Annotated in this window: 9 protein-coding genes; 3 read left to right on the plus strand and 6 right to left on the minus strand. The window is 74.8% G+C overall.

The genetic code is table 11. The features are described from left to right. Window positions 1–3 precede the first annotated feature (3 nt). A complete protein-coding gene (locus tag ABZ948_RS32095; RefSeq protein ID WP_359765454.1) occupies window positions 4–2,253 on the plus strand; it encodes a heavy metal translocating P-type ATPase in 2,250 nt (749 codons plus the stop codon). 12 nt (window positions 2,254–2,265) lie between these two features. Here ABZ948_RS32095 and ABZ948_RS32100 read toward each other — a convergent pair whose 3' ends face one another. Further along, the gene (locus ABZ948_RS32100) at window positions 2,266–2,922 is read right to left on the minus strand and encodes a class I SAM-dependent methyltransferase (RefSeq protein ID WP_359765455.1); all 657 of its coding nucleotides are present in this window, start codon (window positions 2,920–2,922) and stop codon (window positions 2,266–2,268) included. Further along, window positions 2,919–4,262: a lysine N(6)-hydroxylase/L-ornithine N(5)-oxygenase family protein gene (locus ABZ948_RS32105; RefSeq protein ID WP_359765457.1), complete on the minus strand. Its 1,344-nt coding sequence runs from the start codon at window positions 4,260–4,262 to the stop codon at window positions 2,919–2,921. Before ABZ948_RS32105 ends, ABZ948_RS32100 begins: the two co-directional genes overlap by 4 nt. 84 nt (window positions 4,263–4,346) lie before the next feature. On the opposite strand from ABZ948_RS32105, the gene ABZ948_RS32110 reads away from it, so the two are divergent. Together ABZ948_RS32110 and ABZ948_RS32115 are read left to right on the plus strand one after the other, a co-directional pair. Further along, window positions 4,347–5,300 (plus strand): methionyl-tRNA formyltransferase, encoded by a 954-nt coding sequence (locus ABZ948_RS32110; protein WP_359765459.1) that lies wholly within the window; start codon window positions 4,347–4,349, stop codon window positions 5,298–5,300. Between the two features lie 126 nt (window positions 5,301–5,426). After that, complete coding sequence (locus ABZ948_RS32115; RefSeq protein WP_359765461.1) at window positions 5,427–6,437, plus strand: iron-siderophore ABC transporter substrate-binding protein; 1,011 nt, start codon at window positions 5,427–5,429, stop codon at window positions 6,435–6,437. Window positions 6,438–6,507: 70 nt separating this feature from the next. Here the strand turns inward: ABZ948_RS32115 and ABZ948_RS32120 are convergent, their stop codons facing one another. From ABZ948_RS32120 to ABZ948_RS32135, 4 genes are all read right to left on the minus strand, one after another. Next, a complete protein-coding gene (locus ABZ948_RS32120) occupies window positions 6,508–9,984 on the minus strand; it encodes a non-ribosomal peptide synthetase (RefSeq protein ID WP_359765463.1) in 3,477 nt (1,158 codons plus the stop codon). Window positions 9,985–10,002: 18 nt separating this feature from the next. After that, window positions 10,003–17,925 (minus strand): non-ribosomal peptide synthetase, encoded by a 7,923-nt coding sequence (locus tag ABZ948_RS32125; RefSeq protein WP_359765465.1) that lies wholly within the window; start codon window positions 17,923–17,925, stop codon window positions 10,003–10,005. After that, window positions 17,922–22,469, minus strand: a complete 4,548-nt coding sequence (locus tag ABZ948_RS32130; protein ID WP_359765467.1) for a non-ribosomal peptide synthetase — start codon at window positions 22,467–22,469, stop codon at window positions 17,922–17,924. The genes ABZ948_RS32125 and ABZ948_RS32130 overlap by 4 nt, the downstream gene beginning before the upstream one ends. Beyond that, a partial coding sequence (locus tag ABZ948_RS32135) for a non-ribosomal peptide synthetase (protein WP_359765469.1) occupies window positions 22,466–24,632 on the minus strand: 2,167 nt, incomplete at its 5' end. The genes ABZ948_RS32130 and ABZ948_RS32135, both read right to left, overlap by 4 nt.

The following is a 24,632-nucleotide window of genomic DNA, read 5'->3' on the forward strand; positions in this document are numbered from 1 at the left end:
GCCATGAGTACGGGCACGACGACCGGCGCCGGCGCCGAGGTGGAACTCGCCATCGGCGGCATGACCTGCGCGTCCTGCGCGGCGCGCATCGAGAAGAAGCTCAACCGCATGGACGGGGTCACCGCCACCGTCAACTACGCGACCGAGAAGGCGAAGGTCAGCTACTCGGGCGAGGTCTCCGTCCGGGACCTGATCGCCACGGTCGAGGCGACCGGGTACACCGCCCAGGAACCCGCGCCGCCCGAGGAGCCCGGCGAGCCGGCCGTCGAGGCCGACGAACTGCGGCCGCTGCGCGAGCGGCTGGTCACGGCCGTGGTGCTGGCGGTCCCCGTCGTGGCCATGGCCATGATCCCGGCGCTGCAGTTCGAGTACTGGCAGTGGCTGTCGCTCACCCTGGCCGCACCCGTCGTGACGTACGCGGCGTGGCCCTTCCACAAGGCGGCCTTCGTCAACGCCCGGCACGGCGCGGCCACCATGGACACGCTGATCTCGGTCGGCACCTCGGCCGCGTTCCTGTGGTCGCTGTGGGCGCTGTTCTTCGGCACCGCGGGCACCCCGGGCATGACGCACCCCTTCGAGCTGACCATCGAGCGCACGGACGGTGCCGGGAACATCTACCTGGAGGCCGCGGCCGGCGTCACCGCCTTCATCCTGGCCGGGCGGTACTTCGAGGCCCGCGCCAAGCGCAAGGCCGGTGCGGCGCTGCGGGCGCTGCTGGAGCTGGGCGCCAAGGACGTCACCGTGCTGCGGGACGACGGCCGGGAACAGACCGTTCCGGTGGGCGAGTTGCGGGTCGGGGACCGCTTCCTGGTCCGGCCCGGGGAGAAGATCGCCACCGATGGGACGGTCGTCGAGGGTTCCTCGGCGGTGGACGCCTCGATGCTCACCGGTGAGTCGGTGCCGGTGGAGGTCGGCGCGGGGGACCCGGTCACCGGCGCCACGATCAACGTCGGCGGGCGGCTGGTGGTGCGCGCCACGCGGGTCGGCGTCGACACGCAGCTGGCCCGGATGGCGAAGCTGGTGGAGGACGCGCAGAACGGCAAGGCCGCCGCGCAGCGCCTCGCGGACCGGATCTCGGCGGTGTTCGTGCCGGTCGTGATCGCCCTGGCGCTGGGCACGCTGGGCTTCTGGCTCGGCAACGGCGTCGGGCTGACGGCCGCCTTCACCGCCGCGGTCGCCGTGCTCGTCATCGCCTGCCCGTGCGCCCTGGGCCTCGCCACCCCGACCGCGCTGATGGTCGGCACCGGGCGGGGTGCCCAGCTCGGCATCCTCATCAAGGGGCCGGAGGTGCTGGAGTCCACCCGCCGCGTCGACACCGTCGTCCTCGACAAGACCGGCACCGTCACCACCGGCCGGATGACGCTGCTGGCCGTGCACACCGCCGACGGCACCGACGAGGCGGACGTGCTGCGGCTGGCCGGGGCGCTGGAGCACTCCTCCGAGCACCCGATCGCCCGGGCCGTCGCGGACGGGGCGCTGCAGAAGCTGGGCACGCTGCCCACGCCGGAGGACTTCGCCAACGTGCCCGGGCTCGGCGTCCAGGGCGTCGTCGAGGGCCACGCCGTGCTCGTCGGGCGGGAGCGGCTGCTGGCCGAATGGGCGATGGAGCTGCCGGAGGGCCTGGCCCGGGCGCGGGCGGCGGCCGAGGACGCCGGGCGCACCGCCATCGCGGTCGCCTGGGACGGCGAGGCGCGGGCGGTGCTGGAGGTCGCCGACGCGGTGAAGGACACGAGCGCGGAGGCGGTCGGGCGGCTGCGCGCGCTGGGGCTCACGCCGATCCTGCTGACCGGCGACAACAGGGCCGTCGCCGAGTCCGTCGCCCGCGAGGTGGGCATCGAGGAGGTCATCGCCGAGGTGCTTCCGCAGGACAAGGTGGAGGTCGTCAAGCGGCTGCAGGCCGAGGGCCGTTCGGTCGCCATGGTCGGCGACGGGGTCAACGACGCGGCGGCCCTCGCGCAGGCCGACCTCGGTCTGGCGATGGGCACGGGCACGGACGCCGCGATCGAGGCCGGCGACCTGACCCTCGTCCGGGGCGACCTGCGGGCCGCGGCGGACGCCATCCGGCTCGCCCGCCGCACCCTCGGCACCATCCGCTCCAACCTGTTCTGGGCCTTCGCCTACAACGTGGCGGCCCTGCCGCTGGCCGCGGCCGGCCTGCTCACCCCGATGATCGCCGGGGCGGCGATGGCCTTCTCCTCGGTCTTCGTGGTCGGCAACTCCCTGCGGCTGCGCACCTTCCGGGCCGCGAGCTGACGCGGAGGCCGGTCAACGGCGGCGCCACACCAGCGTGTAGCGCCAGAACAGACGTCGGCGCAGGCGCGCACCGGGCAGGACGGTGCGCGCCTCGCGGGCGATCTCGGCGAAGGTCAGGTCCGCCGGCCTGGTGGGGGCGGACATGGAGACGGGGCGCGGTGCCCGGCGGCCCCGGTTCCTGAGCAGCGCCATGACGAGGTTGAGCGGGACCGACGCGAGGCCCAGCAGATGGTCGACGGGCGTCCGCGCCCGGTGCACTCCGACGATCACGAGGGTGCCACCGGGGGCCAGCCGGTCGCGGAAGGCCTCCAGGGCGTCGGTGAACGGCAGATGGTGGAGCACGGCGACGCAGGTGATGACGTCGTGGGGCCGGTCGGGAAGCCCGGCCGGCGCGTCGGCCACCGTGTACGTCACCGGGGCCGTCGCCGGGGTCAGTGCGCGGGCCCGGGCCGTGATGGCCGGGTCCGCGTCGATCCCGTGCACGCGCCCGGCCCGGCCGGCGAGCAGCCGGGCGAGGTCGCCGCTGCCGCACCCCACGTCCAGGGCACTCCCCACCCGCGGGGGGAGCTGCCGCAGGATCCAGGGGTGGAAGAGGGCGTTGTGGTCCCACGGGCGGGCGGCGTGGAAGCGGTCCAGTGCGCGCAGGATGCGGTGGGGCGGGGGCGTCATGCCCTCAGTTCAGCAGACGGGGCGGACACCCCCGCTCTGCGGTCCAGGAGGGAGCGGTGGATCTCGCCCGCGCGGATGGCCGTCGTCGACAGCAGCGTCGAGGTGAGGCCGTGCGTGTGCTCCGTGCCGCCCTGGAGGTAGATCCCGGCCGTCACGTCGGGGGCGGTCTCCGCGCGGTGGTCGCGGCGGACGCGGATCGCGTCCTCGTCGTCGCGCAGGCAGACCTTGGCCGCCTCGCCGAGCAGGGTGGTGAGGTCCCGGGGCCGGTAGCCGGTGGCGTGGACGAGCAGGTCGGCCTCCAGGGTCCGTTGCTCCCCGGTGGGGAGGAACTCCACGACGACGTCCAGACAGCCGTCGGCGCGCGGGCGGACGTCCCGTATCCGGGAGACGTTGAGGAAGCGCAGCCGCTCCCGGCCGGCGACCTTCTCCCGGTAGGAGGTCGTGTACAGGTCCTCGATGAGGTCCATGTCGACGACGGAGTAGTTGGTGGAGCGGTGGTAGTCGAAGAGGGACTGCTTGACCTCGGAGGAAGCGCCGAAGTAGACGTCCACCGCCTCCGGGTCGAAGATGCGGTTGGCGAACGGGCTGTCGTCGGCCGGGGTGTAGCCGTACTTGGCGAAGACCGAGCAGACCTCGGCCTCGGGGAAGGAGCGGTGCAGGTAGTCCACCGTCTCGGCGGCGCTCTGCCCCGCCCCCAGGACGACGGCCCGGCGCACCGGCGTGCGCCGGTCGAGCAGTTCGGTGACGCGGGGCAGTAACTGGCTGTTGTGCCACACGCGTTCGGACAGTTCGACACCGGGCGGCACGTGCGGTTCCAGGCCGACGGCGACGCTCAGGTCCCGGGCCCGGTACGTCTCCCCGGAGGTGCCGCAGACCACGTCGAAGCCGGTCACGGTGCCCGACTCGTCGCGCACCGGGTCGACGGCGGTCACCTCCCGGTCGTAGGCCACCAGGTGCCCTACCCGTGCGGCGGCCCACTCGAAGTACTCGTGGAACTCCACCCGCAGCGGGAAGAGGGTCTTCTGGTTCAGGAAGTCGACGAGCCGGCCGCGCTCGCGCAGGAAGCACAGGAAGCTGTAGTCGCTGGCCGGATCGCGCAGGGTGACGAGGTCCTTGAGGAAGGACACCTGCATCGTGGCGTCGTCGATGAGCATGCCCCGGTGCCAGCCGAAGCGCGGCTGGCGTTCCAGGAAGAGGGCGTTCAGCCGGTGCTCCGGCGCAGCACCCGCGTTGTGTTCCTCGATCGCTATGGCGAGGGCGAGATTTGACGGCCCGAAGCCGATTCCGAGGACGTCGTAGGTGGTGTCCGTGGTGTCCGATCCCGTGAGCGGTGAGTTCACCGTGGCATCGCCTCCCTCAGGCAGCCACATGTTAGATAAGGTTAGCCTTACCTTGCAATGGAGCCGCCGGAGAGGGAGAACCGCATGCGCGTCGCCATGTTCGGCTATCAGACCTGGGGTCACCGCACGCTCCAGGCCCTGCTGGACTCCGACCACGAGGTCGCCCTCGTCGTCACCCACCCCAAGAGCGACCACGCCTACGAGAAGATCTGGGACGACTCCGTCGCCGAACTCGCCGCGAAGCACGACGTCCCCGTCCTCCTGCGCAACCGCCCCGACGACCCCGAACTCCTCGACGCCCTGCGGGCGGCGCGGCCGGACCTCATCGTGGCCAACAACTGGCGCACCTGGCTGCCCCCGGAGGTGTTCGACCTCCCGCCGCACGGCACCCTCAACATCCACGACTCGCTGCTGCCGTCGTACGCCGGTTTCTCGCCGATCATCTGGGCGCTCGTCAACGGCGAGGAGCGCGTCGGCGTCACCGCGCACCGCATGAACGGCGAACTCGACGCCGGCGACATCCTCGTGCAGCGCGCGGTGCCGGTCGGGCCCGCCGACACCGCGACCGACCTGTTCCACCGGACCGTCGACCTCATCGCCCCGATCGTGCGCGAGTCCCTCGACCTCATCGCCACGGGCCGCGACGCCGGGCAGTGGCAGCCACAGGACCGCTCCCGGGCGAGCTTCTTCCACAAGCGCTCCGACGAGGACAGCCGCATCGACTGGACCTGGCCGGCGGAGCGCCTGGAACGGCTCGTGCGCGCCCAGTCGGACCCCTATCCGAACGCGTACACGTTCCACCGCGGGAAGCGGCTCAGGATCACCTCGGCCGCCGTGTCCGAGGGACGCTACGGCGGCACGCCCGGGCGGATCTTCATCCGCGAGGGCGACGGCGTGGTCATCGTGGCCGGCCCCGAGGCACACAGCGGCCGCCACCCCGGGCTCGTCGTCCGGCGGTTGCGCACGGAGGACGGCACGGAGTACGCCGCGACGGACTACTTCCGCACGATGGGCGGCTACCTGACGGCGCGTGCGTAACTGACGCTCCGTCAAGTCATTACGGGCAGGCGGAGATTGTCCGGAAACCGTTGCTGAGGTAAGCCTTACCTTGCTTTACTGACGGCCGTACGAATCCTGCCTGTACCCCGGCGACAAGGGACGCGCATGCCGAGAAAGCTCCTCACCACCCTTCTCACCGTCACCCTGGCCGCCGGGTTGGCAGCCTGCGGCTCCGTCAAGGACGACTCCGACGCCTTCTCCGACGACCCGAAGGCGGACGCCTCGTCCGCCTTCCCCGTCACCATCAAGCACAAGTTCGGCAGCACGGAGATCACCGAGGAACCGAGGCGGGTCGTGGTGATCGGCGACGGCGGCACGGACGACGTCGACGCGCTGTACGCCCTCGGGGTCACGCCCGTCGCCGTCTCCAAGGACGCCTTCGCGGCCGACGGCGTCCACCCCTGGCTGAAGGACCGGGTCGACACCAAGAAGACCAAGCTCCTCGACACCATGAACGGGGTCGACTTCGAGGAGGTCGCCGCCCTCCGGCCCGACCTGATCCTGGCCACCTCCGACTTCACCCTGGAGAAGAACTACAAGAAGCTCTCGGCGGTGGCGCCGACCATCGGCTACGAGACGGCGTGGGGCAAGCAGACCTGGCAGGAGCACGTCCAGGTGGTGGCGAAGGCCGTCGGCCGACAGGAGCAGGCGGGGAAGGCCATCGAGGCCACCGAGGACAGCATCGCCGAGGTGAGGACCAAGCACCCCGGGCTGAAGGACAAGACCTACAGCCTGTCCATCGGCAACACCCCTGCCAAGATCTTCACCATCGCCTCGGAGGACGACTTCGCGGCGAAGCTGATGAGCGAGGTGGGGCTGGGCCTGACCCCGTCGGTGAAGAACATCAAGACGGTCAGCGGCAGCCCCACCGGCGAGCTGTCCTTCGAGCAGCTCGACAAGCTCGACGCGGACCTGGTCGTGATCGCGTTCACCACGCCGCAGCTGAAGAAGGCCTTCGAGTCCAGCGCGCTGGTGAAGAACATGTCCGCGGTGAAGGAGGACCGCTACGTCGTGACCGACGTGGCGACCATCAGCCAGCTCCGCAGCCCGTCCGTGCTGGGCATCCCGTGGGCGCTGGACAACCTGGAGACCGGGTTCGCCAAGCTGGACGAGTAGTCCCGGCCGGGGCTTTCGAGGGGGAACGGTGAGGCGGGGCGCGTGACGCGCCCCGCCTCACCGGCGTCTCTCAGCTCTCGCGCAGGGCCGAGTCGACCTCCTCCGCCGACATGGCCTCGATCTCCAGGTGGAGGGCGGCGACCTGCTCCAGCCGTCCCGGGGTGTGCTCCTCGGCGGCCAGCCGCTCGGCCATGCCGCCCGCCGTGAGGGTGGCGAACAGGGCCCGCACCGACACCTCGGAGGTGTCGAGGGCCTCCCGCAGCCGGCTCACGATCACGGTGGCGAGCACCGAGTCGCCGCCGAGCCCGAAGAACCCGTCGTCCAGGCCGACCCGTTCGACGCCGAGGACGTCGGCCCACACCCGGGAGACGACCGTCTCCAGGGCGCTGCCGGGCGCCCGCCGCTCCTCCCCCTCCCCCGGCTCGCGCGTCTCCCACAGTGCCCGGACGGCGCGGCGGTCGAGTTTGCCGTTGGCGGTCAGCGGCAGCTCCGCGGCGACGGCGACCCGGGCCGGGACCATGTGGGGCGGCAGCACCGAGCGCGCCCACTCCCGCAGTTCCTCCTCCGTCGTCCCGGGATCGGCGGCCACCGCGGCCGCCAGCTGCACGCCGGGACCGCCGGTCAGGCCGGCGACGGCGCGCCGCACCGCCGGATGCCCGGCGAGCCCCGCCTCCACCTCGCCGAGTTCGACGCGGAAGCCGCGCAGCTTCACCTGGTGGTCGCGCCGGCCCAGGAACTCCAGCGTGCCGTCGGGCCAGTAGCGGGCGAGGTCGCCGGTGCGGTACCAGCGCACGCCGCCCGCCTCGGTGAACTTCTCGGCCGTGCGCTCCGGATCGGCCCGGTAGCCGAGGGCCACGCCGTCCCCGCCGATCCACAGCTCCCCCGGGACCCAGTCGGGGCAGTCCCGGCCGCGCGGGTCGACGACCCGGCAGCGGACGTTGCGCAGCGGGGTGCCGTACGGCACGGCCCGCCAGTGCGCGGGCACGCGGCCGTCCGGCACCTCGCACACGGTGGAGTGGATCGCGGTCTCGGTGGTGCCGCCGAGGCCGGCGAACCGGCAGCCCGGTGCCCGTTCGGCGAGCCGTCCGGGCAGGTCGGTGCCGACCCAGTCCCCGCCGAGCAGCACCGCGCGCAGACCGGCCAGTTCGCCGGGCCCGGTGGCGAGCAGCAGCATGTCCAGCAGCGGCGGGACGCAGTTGACGAGCGTCACCCGGTGCGTGCGCACCAGCTCCGCCCACGGCCGGGCCTCGCGCCGGTCCGCCTCGTCGATCAGCACCACCGCGCCGCCCGCGCCGAGCAGTCCGAACACGTCGTAGACGGAGAGGTCGAAGTCCAGTGCGGACAGGGCGAGGCAGCGGTCCGAGGGGCCCACGGCGAAGCGGTCGGTGAGGTCGTCGACCGTGTTCACGGCGGCTCGGTGCGGCACCTCCACGCCCTTGGGCTCCCCGGTGGAGCCGGAGGTGAACAGGACGTAGGCGACCTGTTCCTCGTCCACCGGCAGGGGGGCGGGCAGCGGGGCGTGCCGGATCGCCTCCTGGACCGGCAGGCCGTCGTCGGCCGCACGGCCGTCGGTGAGCGTGACGCGGAAGCCGGCGGTGGCGCGGATGCGGTCGCGGCGGGCGGGCGGCTGCTCGACGCCGACCGGGACGTACGCGGCACCGGCGGCCAGCACGCCGAGGACGGCGGTGATCTGGTCGGGCCCCTTGGGGAGGCTCACCGCGACGGTGTCCCCCGGCCTCACGCCCCGCTCCGCCAGCGCCCCGGCGCACCGCAGGGCACGGTCGGCCAGCTCACCGTAGGAGAGGACGCCTTCGGTGCCCCACAGCAGGGCCGGAGCTTCGGGCCGTTCGGCCGCGTGGCCGAAGAAGCCGTCGTGGAGGAGCCGGTGGCTGCGCGGCGCGTCCGTGGCGTTCACCGCCTCGCGGATCGCCGCCTGTTCCGCGGAGAGCAGGGCGGGCACCGGACGGTCCCAGACCTCGTCCTCGGTGCCGAGCCGGGTGACGAGCCCGTGGAACGCGGCGAACATCGCGTCGACCAGTCCGGCGGGGAAGGCGTCCTCCCGGACGTCCCAGTTGACGAGCAGCCCCCCGTCGACCTCGGTGACCTGGGCGTCGAGCAGCACCTGCGGGCCCTGCGAGATGATCCACGCGGGCTGTCCGAAGGAGTCGCGCACCTCCTGGTCGAACAGCTCGCCGAGGTTGAGCGCGCTGGTGAACACCACGGGGGCGAGGACCTGTTCGCCGCGGTGCCGGGTGAGGTCGCGCAGGACCTCCACGCCGGAGTAGTCGGCGTGGGCGGCGTCGGTGTGCATGCGGTCCTGGAGGCGCCGGGCGTGCTCGGTGAACGTCGCCGGCCCGGCGAGGTCGACGTCGAGCAGCACCGAGCTGGTGAAGTCGCCGACGAGCAGGTCGGTGTCGGGGTGGGAGCCACGGCGGTCGAACATGGGGACGTTCAGCAGGAAGCGGGGCTGACCGCTGTGGGCGGCCAGCACCTCGGAGAAGGCGGTCGCGACGGCCATCGCGGGGGTCAGCCCGTGCTGGTGGGCGCGGGCGGCCAGACGCCGCTTCTCCCCCGGCGGCAGCCAGTGGTGCCGGCGCGTCACGCGGGTCGGGTCGGCGCGCTCCGCCTCGGGCACCAGGGGCAGGTCGGGCGCGCTGGGCAGCTCGGGGACCCGGCGCTGCCACCAGGCCCGCGCCTGCTCGCGGCTCAGCCGTCGCACCTCCTTGCGTTCCGCCAGGTAGGCCGGGTAGCTGGTGCGGATCGGGGGCAGCGCGGCGTCGGGGTTCCGGTAGAGCCGGGCGAGGTCGGAGAGCAGGACGCGGTAGCTGAGGGCGTCCGCGGCGAGCATGTCGACGTCCACGTGCAGCCGGCTGCGGTCCTCGGGCAGCAGGGACAGCTGCACGGAGAACACCTCGCCGGCCCCCACGTCGAGCCGGGCGTGCGAGGAGGAGTGCCGGACGTCCTCCAGTTTGGCCGCGGCCGTCTCGGGGTCGAGTGCGCGCAGGTCGTTGACGGCCGTGGCGGGGCGGGTGAGGTCGGGCAGGATCCGCTGGCGGCCGTCGTCGCCGAAGCGGGCCCGGAGCATGCCGTGCCGCCGGACCAGGGCCTGTACGGCCGTGTCGAGCCGGTCCGGGTCGACGCCGGAGCCGTCGAACTCGACGTACAGGTGCGCGGCGACGGAGCCGAGGGTGGTGTCGTCGCCGCGGCCGATCCAGTAGGCGTGCTGCATCACGGCGAGCGGGAAGGGCTCACCGGGTTCGGGAACCGGGGCCTCGACGGCCGGTTCGGCCGGGGCGAGAGCCGGGGCGGGGGCCGGGGCCCGGGACGCGAGCAGGGCGCGCCAGGCGCGCAGGGTGGGTTCCTGGGCCAGTTCGGCGAAGCCGACCTTGACGCCCTGCTTGCGCCAGGAGCCGGCGATCCGCATCAGCGTGATCGAGTCCAGGCCCCAGGCTATGAGGCTGTCGTCCTCGCCCGGCGGGGTGTCCGGGCCGAATGTGTCGGTGACCGTACGGAGCAGCTCGTCCGCGGTCGGGGGGTGCTGCGTCACCGGTTCCTCCGCTGTCGCTCAGAAGCCATCGTGGTCGTCGAAGTCGTCGCTGTCGTGGTCGAAGGCGCTCTCGAAGTCCTCGATGTCCTCCTGGGTCAGGGACACCAAGGGCAGGTCCGACGGGGTGAGTCCGCCCGCGCGGGCGTTCTCGGCGTGCCGCACCAGGCCGCGCAGGGCCCGCTCCCACAGCGCGAGCAGGACTGCCGTCTCGGAGGGTGCGAGGAAGGCCCGCGGGGCGGAGGCGGAGACGTGCAGCCGGACGCCGCCGCTCTCCTCGACGGCGACGGTGTTGATCTCCAGCCCGGCGGCGGGCCGCCCGCCGTCCGGCGGCACGCGCAGCATCGGAGCCTCGGGGGCGAGTTCCCAGGGCTCGTCGGCGGAGGCGGAGGCGGTGAAACGGCCGAGGTAGTTGAAGACGACCTGCGGCTGCGGGCGCTTGTCCAGTTCGGCGGCGGTGTCGGGGTTGAGGTGGCGCAGCAGGCCGTAGCCGAGGCCGTGGTCCGGTACGGCGCGCAGTTGCTCCTTGACGCGTTTCAGGGCCGTGCCCGCGGCCGGGCCGCCGGACAGGGCCTCGTCCAGGTCCAGCGGGCCGGGGTCGAGGGCGACGGGGTGGAACGTGGTGAACCAGCCCACCGTGGCGGAGAGATCGACGTTCCCGGCGATGCCCTCCTCGCGTCCGTGGCCCTCCAGTCCGACGAGGAGCGAGCGGTCGGCGGGCTCGCCGCGCTCCTCCCGCCAGACGGCCACGGCGATGGTGAGGGCGCTCAGCAGGACGTCGGGGACGGCGGCCCGGTAGGCGGCGGGCACCGTCGTCAGCAGCGGGGCGGTGACGTCCTCGGGGAGCACGAGTGTCTCCTCCCGCACGGTCGCCGCGGTGTCGCGGGCGGGGTCCGGGGCCCGGTCCAGCAGGGGCCGGGCCCGCTCCAGCGTCTCGGTCCACCAGGGCAGTTCGCGCAGGCGTTCCGCCGAGCGGGCCTCCTCGGCCAGGAGGTGGCTCCAGCGGCGGAACGAGGTGCCGGTGCGGCGCGGGCGCGGGGTCTGTCCGGACCGCAGGGCGTGCCACGCGTCGGCCAGCCCGGAGAGGACGATCCGCCAGGACACGCCGTCGACGACGAGGTGGTGGGCGACCAGGAGCAGCCGGTCCGTGCCGCACAGGACCGCCTGGAGCATGCGCCCGGCGCGCGGGTCGAGGCGGCCCGCCGCGTCCCTCAGGTACCGGTCGAGGTCCGGCCCCTGCTCGCGGGTCAGCAGGTCGCGCGCCCGTACGGTGCCCTCGGCGGGGACCACCAGGTGGCTGCCGTCGTCCGCCAGGCGGGCGCGCAGCATGTCGTGCCGGTCCAGGAGCACCTGCAGTGCGGCGGCCGCGTCGTCCTCGCCCAGGTCCGGGGGCGTCACCAGCAGGACCGCCTGGGCGAGGCCGCGGTAGGAGCCGTCGGGGCCGGCCGTCCACCGCATGACGGGGGTGAGCGGCACCTCGCCCACGGGGTCGTCGTCCTGCTGTTCCGTCTCGGCGGGTCCGGTGGCGACGGCCGCCGCCAGCCCGGCCGGGGTGGGCGACTGGAAGACCTGCCGGGGGCTGAGGGCCAGGCCGGCCTTCCGGGCCAGGGTGACGAGCCGGATGGAGACGATGCTGTCGCCGCCCAGCTCGAAGAAGTTGTCGTCGACGCCGACCCGCGCGAGACCGAGGACGGTGGCGAACAGCGCGCAGAGCCGCCGCTCGCGTTCGTCGGCGGGTTCCCGGGCGGGGCCGGAGCCGGCGGCGGCTCCGGGGGCGGGCAGGCCGGCCCGGTTCACCTTGCCGGAGGGCAGCAGCGGGAAGGCGTCCAGGACGGTCAGGGTGCGCGGCACCATGTGCTCGGGCAGCCGCTCCCTGAGCCAGTCCCGCAGGCCGGGCAGGGTCTCGGGGTCCGCCAGGCAGTATCCGGCGAGTTGCCTGACGCCCGGGGTGTCCTCGCGGACGACGACCACGCCGCGCCGGACGCCCGGGTGCTGTTCGAGGATCGCCTCGATCTCCTCCAGCTCGACGCGCATGCCGCGGATCTTCACCTGGTTGTCGGCGCGGCCGAGGAACTCCAGGGTGCCGTCGCGCTGCCAGCGGACCAGGTCGCCGGTGCGGTAGAGGCGTTCGCCGGGCGGGCCGAACGGGTCGGCGACGAAATGGCCGGCGGTACGGCGCGGGTCGTTGACGTAGCCGCGGCCCAGGTAGACGCCGCCCGCGTACAGTTCGCCCGGCACGCCGACCGGGACGGGCTGGAGCCGGTCGTCCAGGACGTACAGCCGGGTGTTGGAGTTGGGCCGGCCGATGGAGACGGCGCTGCGGATCGCCCCGGTGCGGTAGACGACGTGGCTGACGCCGATGGTGGCCTCGGCCGGTCCGTAGCCGTGGTACATCACCGCCTCGCTCGCGGCGCGGAAGCGGGCGAACAGCTCCGGGGTGAGCACCTCGCCGCCGCACCACACGTGCCTCAGCGAGGCCGCGCGGGCCGCGAAGCCGTCCAGTTCGAGGAGCAGGTCCAGCATCGAGGAGACCAGGTAGGTGAAGGTCACCCGGTGCCGTTCGACGGTGTCGAGGAGGTAGTCGGTGTCCCGTTCGCCGCCGGGTTCGGCGATGACCACGCGGCCGCCGTTGACGAGCGGCAGGAAGATCTCGTTGATGGAGATGTCGAAGCCGAGCGGCGCCTTGAACAGGGCCGCGTCGTCGGTGCCGAAGCCGAGCAGGCCGCGCTGCCACAGCAGCCGGTGCGCGATGGCCCGGTGCCGGATCATCGCGCCCTTCGGGACGCCGGTCGAGCCGGAGGTGTGGATGACGTAGGCGAGGCCTTCCGGGTCGACGTCGACCGGCGGCCTCCCGGCGGTGGGACCGTCCAGGGTGACCTCGACGACGGGCGGCGCGTCCTTCCCGAGGAGGCCGTCGTCACCGGGCCGGCCCAGTACGGCGGTCAGGGCCGCGCCGCGGCACACCTCGGCGATGCGCCGGGCCGGCCAGGACGGCTCCAGCGGGACGAAGGCCCCGCCCGCCTTCAGCACGGCGAGCAGCCCGACGACCATCTCCGCGGACCTCTCCAGGTGGATGCCGACGCGGCGCTCCGGGCCCACCCCGAGGGAGATGAGCTGCCGTGCGAGGCCGTTGGCGCGGGCGTCCAGTTCGCCGTAGGTGAGGGCCGGGCCGCCGGGGACGGCGTACTCGACGGCCACCAGGTGCGGGGTCTTCGCGACCTGTTCCTCCACCAGGGCGGTGAGTGTGGTGGCCGGCATGGGACGCGCGGTGTCGTTCCACTCCCCCAGCACCAGCTCCCGCTCGCGCGGCGTGAGGACGTCGGCGGCCGTCACCGGGCGGTCGGGGTGCCGGGCCAGCTCGCCGGCCAGGCGGACGAGGCGCTCGGTCATCTCCCGCGCGGTGTCCCGGTCGTACAGGTCGCGGCTGTACACCAGGGAGCCGTCGACGCCGCCGGCGCCGGACCGCTCGAACACGTGGAACGCGAGGTCGGTCTTGGCCGTGTAGAAGGGGACGCGCCGCTCGGTCAGGGTGAGACCGGCGAAGTCCCGGCGGTCGGCCGGGGCCTGCTGGTGGGCGAGCATCACCTGGAACAGCGGGTGGCGGCCCATCGAGCGGGTGGGCGCGAGCGCGTCCACCAGCCGTTCGAAGGGCAGGTCCTGGTGGGCGTAGGCGTCCACGTCGGCCTCGCGCACCCGGGCGAGCAGCGTGCGGAACGTCGGGGCGCCCGAGACGTCGGTGCGCAGCACGAGCGTGTTGACGAACAGGCCCACGAGGTCGTCCAGGACGGGGTCGCCGCGCCCGGCCACCGGGGTGCCCAGCGGGATGTCGTCCCCGGCGCCGAGCCGGCCGAGCAGGACGGCGAGGGTGGCCTGGAGGGCCATGAAGACGGTGCCGCCGGCCTCGGCGGACAGGTCCCGCAGCGCCCGGTGGGTCTCCGGATCGAGGGTGAAGTCCACGGCACCGGCCCGGTAGCCGGGCACGGGCGGGCGGGGCCGGTCGACGGGCAGCTGGAGTTCCTCGGGCAGCCCGTCCAGGCACCGCGCCCAGTGGCGCACCTCCTCGGCCGTGTACTCCTCGTCGAGGAGGTCCCGTTGCCACAGGGTGTGGTCGGCGTACTGCACGGCGAGCGGCGGCCACGCGGGGGACGCGCCGCGCAGCCGGGCGGCGTAGGCGGTCTCCAGGTCGCGCAGCAGCGGTTCGGCCGACCAGCCGTCGGTGGCGATGTGGTGGACGAGCAGGAGCAGGACGTGGTCGTCGGGGGCGAGGGCGTACAGGGTGGCGCGGACAGGGATCTCGCGGTCCAGGGCGAAGCAGTGGGCGGCGGCCTCGCCCAGCAGCGCGTCGAGGTCGGCGGCGGACGCGGTCACGGTCTCGAAGGGGACGGCGGCGTCCGTGCGGATCTCCTGCCGGGGGACGCCGTCGTCGTCGGGGAAGACGGTGCGCAGCGCCTCGTGCCGGTCCACGACGTCCTGGAGCGCCGCGTTCAGGGCCTCGGGGTCGAGCGGTCCGTCGAGGCGGAAGGCTGTCGGGATGTTGTAGGTGGGGGTCGGCCCCTCCAGCCGGTACAGGAACCACAGCCGGGCCTGCGCGAAGGACAGCGGCACGGGGTCGGGGCGCCGGGCCGGGAGCAGCGGGGGCCGCCGCCGGGCGGGCGTGCCGAGGAGGGGGGCGAGGGCGGCCGCGGTGGGCGTGTCGAAGACGGCCCGCAGCGGCAGGGCGACGCCCAGCTCGGCGCGGACGCGGGCGACGAGCCGGGTGGCGAGGAGGGAGTGGCCGCCGAGGGCGAAGAACTCGTCGTGGACGCCCACGGAGGGCAGCCCGAGCAGGTCGGCGAAGAGGCGGCACAGGGTCGCCTCCGCCTCGGTGCGGGGGGCGTCGGCGGTGGTGAGCGCGGACAGGTCGGGGTCGGGCAGGGCGGCGCGGTCGAGTTTGCCGTTGGGCGTCAGCGGCAGGGCGTCCAGCACGACGACGGCGGACGGCACCTGCTGGGCGGGCAGGGTGCCGCCGAGGTCCCGCCGGATCCGCTGCGGCTCCGGGCGGGTCCCGGGCAGGGGGACGACGTAGGCCACCAGTCGCGGATCGCCGTGGGCGTCCTGGCGTACGGTCACCGCGGCCTGAGACACCCCGGGCAGGGCCGCCGCGGCGGCCTCCGTCTCGCCCGGCTCGACCCGGACGCCGCGGATCTTCACCTGGTCGTCGGCCCGGCCGAGGAACTCCAGCGCCCCGTGGGCGCTCCAGCGCACGATGTCGCCGGTGCGGTAGAGGCGGGCGCCCGGCGGGCTGTAGGGGTCGGCGACGAAGCGTCCGGCGGTCAGGGCGGGCCGGCCGAGGTAGCCCCGGGCGAGCTGCGTCCCGCCGAGGTACAGCTCGCCCGGGACACCCGGCGGCACCGGGCGCAGGGACGCGTCCAGCACGAGGGTGCGGGTGTTCCACACCGGCCGTCCGATCGGCACCGAGCCCGACGCGGAGCGGGTGCCGTCGGCGCACGGCCAGGCGGTGACGTCCACGGCCGCCTCGGTGGGGCCGTAGAGGTTGTGCAGTGCGGTGCCGTCCAGCAGGCGGGTGCAGCGTTCGGCGAGGTCCGCCGGCAGGGCCTCGCCGCTGCACACGATCCGGCGCAGTACGCCCCGGGCCCGTTCGGCGGCGGGGTCGTCGAGGAAGACCCGCAGCATCGACGGGACGAAGTGGGCGGTGGTGACGCGCTGTTCGCGGATCAGCTCGGCGAGGTGGGCGGGGTCGCGGTGGCCGCCGGGGCGGGCGAGCACCAGCGCCGCTCCGGTGATCAGCGGCAGGAAGAACTCCCAGACGGAGACGTCGAAGCTCGCCGGGGTCTTCTGGAGCACCCGGTCCCCGGGCCCGACGCGGTAGGTGTCCGCCATCCACAGCAGGCGGTTGACGATCGCCGCGTGCGGGACGACGACGCCCTTGGGGCGGCCCGTGGAGCCGGAGGTGAAGATGACGTACGCGGGGTGCTCGGGGCGCAGCGGCGCGAGGCGTTCCGCGTCGGAGAGGGCGGCGGAGTCCAGGGCCGCCAGGCGCTCGTGCAGGGCGGGGTCGTCGAGCAGGAGCGTCGGTGCCGCCGAGGCGGGGACCTTGTCCGCGGCGGCAGCGGAGGTCAGGACGAGCGCCGGGGCGGCGTCCTCGATCATCACGGCGAGGCGTTCGGCGGGGTAGCCGGTGTCCAGCGGGACGTAGGCGGCTCCCGCCTGGAGTATCGCGAGGAGCGCCACGACCAGGTCGGGTCCCCGGTCGAGGGCCACGGCCACGCGGCGCTCCGGGCCGACGCCGTGACGGACCAGCAGACGGGCCAGGCGGGCCGCGCGGTCGTGCAGTCCGGCGTAGCGGAGGGTGACGTCGTCGAAGGTGAGCGCCGGCGCGTCGGGGGTGCGGGCCGCCTGCTCGGCGAGCAGGGCGGCCAGGGTGGCGCCGGGGACCGGCCGGGCGGTGCTGTTCCACTCGTCCACGACCTGGCGTTCCTCGGCCCCGGACATCAACGGCAGCCGGGACACGGGACGTTCGGGGTCGGCGAGTCCGGCGGCGAGCAGCGTCTCCAGCCGGGCCAGCAGCCGGTCGACGGTCTCGGGGGTGAACAGGCCGCTGCGGTAGGTGGCCTCGATGCGCAGGTGCCCGTCGGTGAGGAAGGCCTCCAGGGACAGGTCGAACTGGGTGGTGTCGTTGTGGACGGTCTCCCAGTCGGCGCTCACCCCGGGCAACCGGGGTCCTTGGAGCCCCTGGGTGAGGAAGAGCAGCATGACGTCGAACCAGACGGCCCGGCCCGGGTGCCGCTCCGGCCGCAGCCGCTCCACGAGCAGGTCGAACGGCATGTCCTGGTGGGCGTAGGCGTCGGTGCACAGCCGGCGTACGCGTTCGACGAGTTCGGCGGTGCCGGGGTCGCCGTCGAGGTCGGCGCGCAGGGCCAAGGTGTTGCCGAAGTTGCCGACGAGCCGGTCGAGTCCGGGCAGGTCGCGGTTCATCACGGCCGAGCCGATGGGGATGTCGGTGGCTCCGGTCAGGCGGTGGAGCAGTGCGGCCAGACCCGCGAACAGCACCATGAACGGGGTCGCGCCCGCGGTGCGGGCGAAGGCGGTGAGCCGGTCGGTGACGTCGGGCGCGAAGGTGCGGAAGCGGCGGTCGCCGTGCGCGGTGGGCTGGGGCGTGCGGGGTGCGTCGGTGGGCAGGTCGAGGGGGCGGGGCGGCGGGACCAGGGCGGCGCGCCAGTGGTCGAGGTGGCCGGCCAGCCGTTCGTCGGTGAAGGTGGTGCGCTGCCAGAGGGCGAAGTCGGCGTACTGCGCGGGCAGGGGTTCGAGTCCGGCGTCCGCTCCGGTGGCGGCGGCCCGGTAGAGGGCGCTCAGGTCGTGGGACAGGGCGTTGAAGGTGCCGCCGTCCCAGGCGATGTGGTGCACCGTCAGCACGAGGGTGTGGTCCTGTTCGGCGCGCCGGAGGAGCAGCGCCCGCAGGGGGTGGTCGGCTGCGAGGTCGAAGGGGGTCGCGGAGGCGGCACGGGCGAGTTCGCCGGCCCGCCGGTCCTGTTCGTCCGGGGGGAGCCCGCTCAGGTCGGCCTCCTCGAAGGCCAACTCGGCTCGCCGGTCGACGACTTGGTGAGGGGTTCCGTCGTCGGCCGTGGGATAGCGGGTGCGCAGCACCTCGTGCCGGGTGAGCAGCCCGGCCAGGGCGGTGCGCAGCGCGTCCGCGTCGAGGGGGCCGCGCAGCCGGATGGCCAGGCACACGTTGTAGGCGGGGCTGGCCGGGTCGAGCTGCTGGAGCAGCCACATGCGGGACTGGGCGTACGACAGCGGCAGTACGGCCGTGTCCGCGGCCCGGGGCGGGATCCGTTCGGCCCGGGCGGGGGTGTGGGCGAGGCCCGCGCTCTCCAGCCTGCGGCGCAGCAGTTCCCGCTTGCGTGCCGCGAGGTCGCCGGGCCGGTCCGCCTGGGTCTCGGTCACTGGTGTCCGCCTTTCAGCAGCCGTTCGAGGGAAGCGGTCCACAGCTCGCCCAGCCGCTCGATCCGCGCCTGGGTGAAGAGTCGTTCCGGCCAGTGCCAGCACGCCGTGAGGACCGGGCCGCCGGGGTCCTTCCCCTCGTCGATCACCGCGTCGACGACCAGGGGGTGGTGGGCCGGTGCCCCGGGGTCGGCCCACGCACCGAGGGCGCCGGTCTCGGGGGCGCTGGTGAACGCGGCGCCCTCCGCCTGCTCCCCGAGCGTCATGCGGCCCAGGTAGTTGACCGCGATCTCGGGTTCCGGGAGCCGGGCGAGGACGGCGGCCGTGTCCGGGTTGAGGTGGCGCAGCAGGCCGTGGCCGATGCCCTGGTCCGGCAGGGCGTCGAGCTGGTCCCGGACGCGCCGCAGCTGCTCGGCGGGGGCCGCGCCGCCGGGGTCGAGCCGGACCGGGAAGACGCTGGTGAACAGGCCGAGGATGCCGGACAGGTCGGCGCCCGGCAGGAGGCGCTCCTCGCGGCCGTGGCCCTCCAGGGCGATCAGCACGGAGTCGTCCGGGGCGGGCCGGCCGAGTTCGCGTCGCCACACCGGCACGGCGAGGGCCAGCGCGGTCAGCAGGACGTCCCGCACGGGGTGGGCGGTGAGGCGTGCGGTGAGGTCCGGTCCGAGCGCCGTCCAGTGGTGGCGCACGGTGGCGTGGGTGTCGCGGGCGGGGTCCAGTACTCCGGCGCCCAGGGGCGGCTCCGGCCGGTCCGACACCGCCGTCCAGTGGGCGAGTTCGGCCGTGCGGCGTTCCGACCCGGCCTCGGAGCGCAGTGCCCGGGCCCACTCCCGGAAGGGGGTGCCCGGCGGCGGGAGCGGGGTGCCGTGCCAGGCCGCGGCGAGATCGGCGGTGAGGACGCCCCAGGAGGCCGCGTCGGTGGCCAGATGGTGCAGGACGACCAGCAGCCGCCCCTCGCGGTCCGGTCCGGTGTCGAACCACAGGAACCGTGCCACCGTCCCGGCGGCGGGGTCGAGTTCGGCGGCCAGGTCCTCGAAGGCGCCGGGCACGAGGGTGCCGATCGTCGCGTGGTCCAGCCCTGCGGCGTCGGTGCGGCGTACGCAGTCGGCGGCGCGGGCGGTGCCCGCCGGAGCGGCCCGCAGGAGCGGGGTTCCGTCCGGGTCCCGGGTGAGCGTGGCGCGCAGCAGGTCGTGCCGGTCGAGGACCGTCTGGACGGTGCGGTGCAGCCCGTCCACGTCCATGCCGGGCGGGGTGCGCAGGAAGCGGGCCTGGCTGAGCGTGCGGAAGGTGCCGCCCTGGGCGGCGAGCCGGGTGAGCGTCGGGGTGAGCGGGATGTCGCCGACGCCCGCGTCCGGGTCCGTGTCGCGGCGCCGGGCGGTGCCGGCGGCCTCCGCGAGCGCGGCGACGGTCGGCCGTTCGAACACGTCGCGCGGCGAGAGGGCCAGCCCGGCCGCGCGGGCCCGGCCGACCAGCCGCATGGAGACGATGCTGTCGCCGCCGAGCGCGAAGAAGCTGTCGTGCACGCCGACCGAGTCCAGCCCGAGGACCTGCGCGAACAGCGCGGCGAGCCGTTCCTCGGCCGCGTTGCGCGGCGGCTGGGCGGCGGGCCCGGCGGTGCGGGACGGGGCCGGCAGCGCGGCGGTGTCCAGCTTGCCGTTGAGGGTGAGGGGGAACGCGTCGACCGGGACGAACGCCGACGGCACCATGTAGTCGGGCAGGACGGCCGTCGCCGCCCGGCGCAGCAGCTCCGCCGTCTCCTCGGCGGGCGGCGCGGCCGGGGCCGGCACGACGTAGGCGACCAGGCGGCGGACGCCCGGGGTGTCCTCGCGGACGACGACCGCGGCGCGTTCGACGAGTTCCTGGTCGAGCAGCACCGCCTCGATCTCGCCGGGTTCGATGCGGTAGCCGCGGATCTTGACCTGGTCGTCGATCCGTCCCAGGCATTCCACCAGGCCGTCGCCGGTCCACCGGGCGATGTCGCCGGTGCGGTACATGCGGGCGCCGGGCCGGACGGCGAACGGGTCGGCGACGAAGCGGCTCGCGGTGGTCCCCGGCCGGCCCAGGTAGCCGCGGGCCAGCCCCTCGCCGGCGATGTACAGCTCGCCGTCGACGCCGGTCGGCACGGGGTTGAGGTGCCCGTCGAGGATGTACAGGGTGGCGCCCGCCACGGGGCGGCCGATCGCGGGCCGGTCGCTGAGGGCGAGGTCGCAGTCCGCGGAGTCGACGGTGCACTCGGTGGGCCCGTACAGGTTGTGCGCGGCCAGTCCGTCGGTCTCGCGCAGGGTGCGCCACAGGTCGGGCGGTACGGCCTCGCCGCCGACGCCCAGCACCTTCAGCCCGGCCCGCCAGTCGCCGCCGCGCGCGACGACCTCGGCGAGCAGGGACGGGGACAGCTCGATGAAATCGATGCGGTGCTCGGCGAGGAAGCCGCGCAGCGCGTCCGGATCGCGGCGGATCTCCTCGGGCACCAGGTGCAGTTCGTGTCCGGCGAACATCCACAGCATGGGCTGCCAGGAGGCGTCGAAGGCCGTCGGCCAGGCGTGGCCCACGCGCAGGGGCCGGCCGCCGGCCGCCGCCGCGGCCGGTGCGTGCAGGGCGGCGCGGTGGGCGGCGAACAGGTTGACGATGGCCCGCTGCGGCACGACGACGGCCTTGGGGCGGCCGGTGGAGCCGGAGGTGTAGATGACGTACGCGGGGTGCTCGGGGAGCAGCGCTCCGCCGCGGTCGGCGTCGGTGAGATCGGAGCCGTCCGCGTCCGCGAGGCGCTGCCGGGTGCCGGGGTCGTCGAGCAGCAGGACGGGGACCTCGCCGAGGGCGTCCTGCCCGGGGGCGGTGGCGGCGGTGGCGACCAGCGCGACGGGGCGGGCGTCGGCGAGCATGCCGGCGATCCGCTCCGCCGGCCAGGCGGGGTCGAGGGGCAGATAGGCCGCGCCCGCCTTCTGGACGGCGAGGAGCGCGGTGATCGTGTCGGGCGTGGGCGGCAGGGCGAGCGCGACGATCCGCTCCGGCCCGGCACCGGCCTCGGTGAGCACCCGGGCCAGCCGGTTGGCCCCGGTGTTCAACTCGGCGAAGGTGAGGCACTGTTCGCCGCCGACGACGGCCACCGCGTCCGGTGTGCGGGCGGCCTGCGCCTGGAGCACCTCGGGCAGCGTGGCGTACGGGGCGGGCCGCGGCTCCGCCGCCCCGCGCGCCAGCAGTGCGGCCCGTTCCCCGGGCGCGAGGACGTCCAGCGCCGCCAGCGGTGTGCCGGGCGCCGCCGCCACCGCGCGGACGAGCCGCTCGAAACGCCCGGCGATCCGCTCCACCGCCGCCCGGTCGTAGCAGTCGGGCCGGAACTCGAAGACGACGCCGAGCCGCCGTTCGTCGAGCACGGCGAGGGTCAGCGGGTAGTGGGTGGCGCCGGACCCCTTCACGTCGAGGATCCGCAGCCCGGACTCCGCCTCCGCCCGGGCCACCGCGTCCTGGTCGACCGGGTAGTTCTCGAAGACCAGCAGCGTGTCGAAGAGGTCGCCGGTCCCGGCGAGGCGCTGGATCTCGGTGAGCCCGAGGTACTGATGGTCCATCAGCCGGGACTGCTCGTCCTGCACGCGGCGCAGGAAGGCGCCGGCGGGCTCCCCCGGCGGTACGGAGAGCCGCACGGGCACGGTGTTGATGAACAGGCCGATCATCGACTCCACGCCGGCGAGTCCGGCGGGACGCCCGGCCACGGTCGCGCCGAACACCACGTCGTCCCTGCCGGTCAGCCGCGCCAGCAGCAGGGCCCACAGGCCCTGGACGACGGTGTTGACGGTGACGCCCAGGCCGCGGGCCGTCCGCCGTACGCCCGCGGTGAGGTCCTCGGACAGCCGCAGCGTGTGCAGTCCGGGCGGCACGGGGACCAGACCGGCGGCCGACGGGGCCAGCAGGGTCGGCGTCGCCCCGGCCAGCGCCCGGCGCCAGGCCCGGCCGGAGGCCTCCCGGTCCCGGCTCGCCAGCCAGGCGAGGAAGTCCCGGTACGGCCGTACGGCGGGCAGCGGGGCCGAGCGGCCGGGGGCGAGTTGCGCGGCGTACAGCTGGAGCAGTTCGCGCACCAGCAGGGGCACGGACCAGCCGTCCAGCAGCAGGTGGTGGTTGGTGAGGACGAGCAGCCGGCGGTCGCCGCCCCGGTCGATCAGGGTCAGGCGCAGCAGCGGGGGGTCGGTCGGGTCGAAGCGGGCGGCGGCGTCGGCGGCGACGAGCCGCTCGGCCTCCGCCTCGTCGGTGGCGGCGGCCTCCCGCCAGTCGACGGGGACCTGCTTGAGGACGACCTGCACCGGCTCGTCCATGTCGTCCTCGTGCAGGAAGGCGCTGCGCAGGTTGGCGTGCCGGGCGAACAGCTCCTCGGCGGCGGTGCGCAGCAGTTCGGGGCGGAGCGGCCCCTCGATCTCCACGAGGGACTGCATGGTGTAGACGTCCTGGGCGCCCTCGTCGAACAGGGCGTGGAACAGCAGGCCCTGTTGCAGCGGGGACAGCGGCAGGACGTCCTCGACCAGGGACCCGTCGTCCGCCGCGCCGGCGGGCTCTGTGCTCATCGGCTCCTCCACCTCGCCTTGACGTTGTCGAGCTGCGACCTGCTGAGCGACACCAGCGGCTCCGCGGTCGCCGAGAAGTCCTCCTCCGGGGCGGTGCCGTCCGGCAGGGAGCGGGCGAGACCGGCCGGGGTGCGGTGGGTGAACACGTCCCGGGGGGAGAGTGCGAGCCCCGCCCTGCGGGCCCGGTCGGCGAGCCGGACCGAGACGATGCTGTCGCCGCCGAGGGTGAAGAAGTCGTCGTGGACGCCGACCCGTTCGACGCCGAGGACCTCGGCGAACAGGCCGCACAGCGCCTTCTCCGGTTCGGTGCGCGGCGGGTCGAAGGTGCTCGCCCGCGTGAAGTCGGGTGCGGGCAGCGCGCGGCGGTCGAGCTTGCCGCTGGGGGTGCGGGGCAGCACCTCCAGGACCACCACGGCCGCCGGTACGAGGTGGGCGGGGAGCCGCTCGGCGAGGGCGTGGCGCAGGCCGGCCGGGTCCGGGGCGCTGCCGGCACCGGGGTCCGGTTCGACGTACGCCACGAGCCGCCGGGGCGCCGCCGCGTCCTCCCGGGCCACGACCGCGGCCGCGCGCACGCCGGGCAGGGCGCGGGCCGCCGCCTCGATCTCGCCGGGTTCGACCCGGAAGCCGCGGATCTTGACCTGCTCGTCGGCCCGGCCCAGGAACTCCACCGTGCCGTCGGGGCGCAGCCGGGCCAGGTCGCCGGTGCGGTAGAGGCGGCTGCCCGGCGGCCCGAAGGGGGCGGCGACGAACCGTTCGGCGGTGCGGCCGGGTTGGCCCAGGTACCCGCGGGCCAGTCCGTCGCCCGCGAGATACAGCTCACCGGCCGCCCCGGCGGGGGCCGGGCGCAGGAAGGGGTCGAGGACGTACACCCGGGTGCCGGTGATCGGCCGGCCGAGGGGAACGGTGCCGGCGGTCTGCCGGAGTGCCGTCGCGGGATCCGCGCCCGGTCGGCTCGCCTCGCTCTCGTCACCGGCATACACCTGGACCAGGCTGTCGCCCGCCGCCTCCGAGCAGCCGTAGAGGTTGACGAGGCGGGCGGCCGGCCAGCGTGTGGTGATCCGGTGGGCCAGGTCCGTGGAGAGGGGTTCGCCGCTGGAGATCCAGGTGCGGACCGATGCGAAGCCGCCGGGCGGGGCGGCCTCGACGAGGGTGGTGTGGAGGGTGGGGACGGCTGTGAGCAGGGTGGCGCGGTGCCGGGAGGCCAGTGCGGCGAGGGCGGTGGGGTCGCCGGCCGTCTCGTCGTCGGCGAGGGCCACGGCCTCCCCCGCGACCAGCGCGCCGAGGAGTTCGGTCAGGCCGTCGATGAAGCTGATGGGGCTCTTGGCGAGGCGGACGCCGGGCGGACCGTCCGTCAGGCTCCGGCCCCAGGCGAGCCGGTTGGCCAGGGCCCGCTGCGTGCCGAGCACGCCCTTGGGGCGGCCGGTGGAGCCGGAGGTGAACACGACGTAGGCGGGGTGGTCGGGGAACAGCGGCGGGCGCGGCACGGCGCGGGCGCGGGCCGTGTCGCCGGGGTCGCAGACCGACTTCGGGTCGAGGGCGAGTCGCCGGGCGGTCTCCCGGTCGCTCACCACGAGCCGCGGGTGCGCGTCCCCGAGCATGAGGGCGATGCGCTCGGGCGGGTAGGACGGGTCGACCGGCATGCAGGCGGCCCCCGCCTTCAGGACGGCCAGCAGCGCGGCGACGAGATCCGGGCCGCGCGGCAGGGCGACGGCCACGACGGACTCGGGCCCGGCACCGCGGGCGAGCAGAGCGGCGGCCAACCCGTCGGCGACGGCATCGAGTTGGCGGAAGGTCAGGGTCGTGTCGCCGTGGTGGACGGCGGGGGCCAGCGGTGTGCGGGCGGCCTGCGCTGCGAAGAGGTCGCGGACGGTGGTGCGCCGCTGGTCCGGGGCCGCGGGGCGGCGCTCGTCGTGCGGGGCGGTGTGCCGCTGATCCGCAGCAGCGGCCCGGCGCTCGTCGTCCGGGGCCGAGTGCCGCTGATCCGCAGCAGCGGCCCGGCGCTCGTCGTCCGGGGCCGAGTGCCGCTGATCCGCAGCAGCGGCCCGGCGCTCCTCGTCCGCGGCCGTGCGCCGCTGATCCGCAGCAGCGGCCCGGCGCTCCTCGTCCGCGGCCGTGCGCCGCTGATCCGCAGCAGCGGCCCGGCGCTCCTCGTCCGCGGCCGTG

This window comes from Streptomyces olindensis, from assembly GCF_040645895.1.
In the GTDB taxonomy this organism is placed as follows: domain Bacteria; phylum Actinomycetota; class Actinomycetes; order Streptomycetales; family Streptomycetaceae; genus Streptomyces; species Streptomyces olindensis.

Bases quoted from the DNA above. Each gene is read 5' to 3' on its own strand.
- ABZ948_RS32115 (WP_359765461.1), top strand. From the start codon at position 5,427: ATGCCGAGAAAGCTCCTCACCACCCTTCTCACCGTCACCCTGGCCGCC.
- ABZ948_RS32110 (WP_359765459.1), top strand. From the start codon at position 4,347: ATGCGCGTCGCCATGTTCGGCTATCAGACCTGGGGTCACCGCACGCTC.
- ABZ948_RS32095 (WP_359765454.1), top strand. From the start codon at position 4: ATGAGTACGGGCACGACGACCGGCGCCGGCGCCGAGGTGGAACTCGCC.
- ABZ948_RS32100 (WP_359765455.1), bottom strand. From the start codon at position 2,922: ATGACGCCCCCGCCCCACCGCATCCTGCGCGCACTGGACCGCTTCCAC.
- ABZ948_RS32130 (WP_359765467.1), bottom strand. From the start codon at position 22,469: ATGAGCACAGAGCCCGCCGGCGCGGCGGACGACGGGTCCCTGGTCGAG.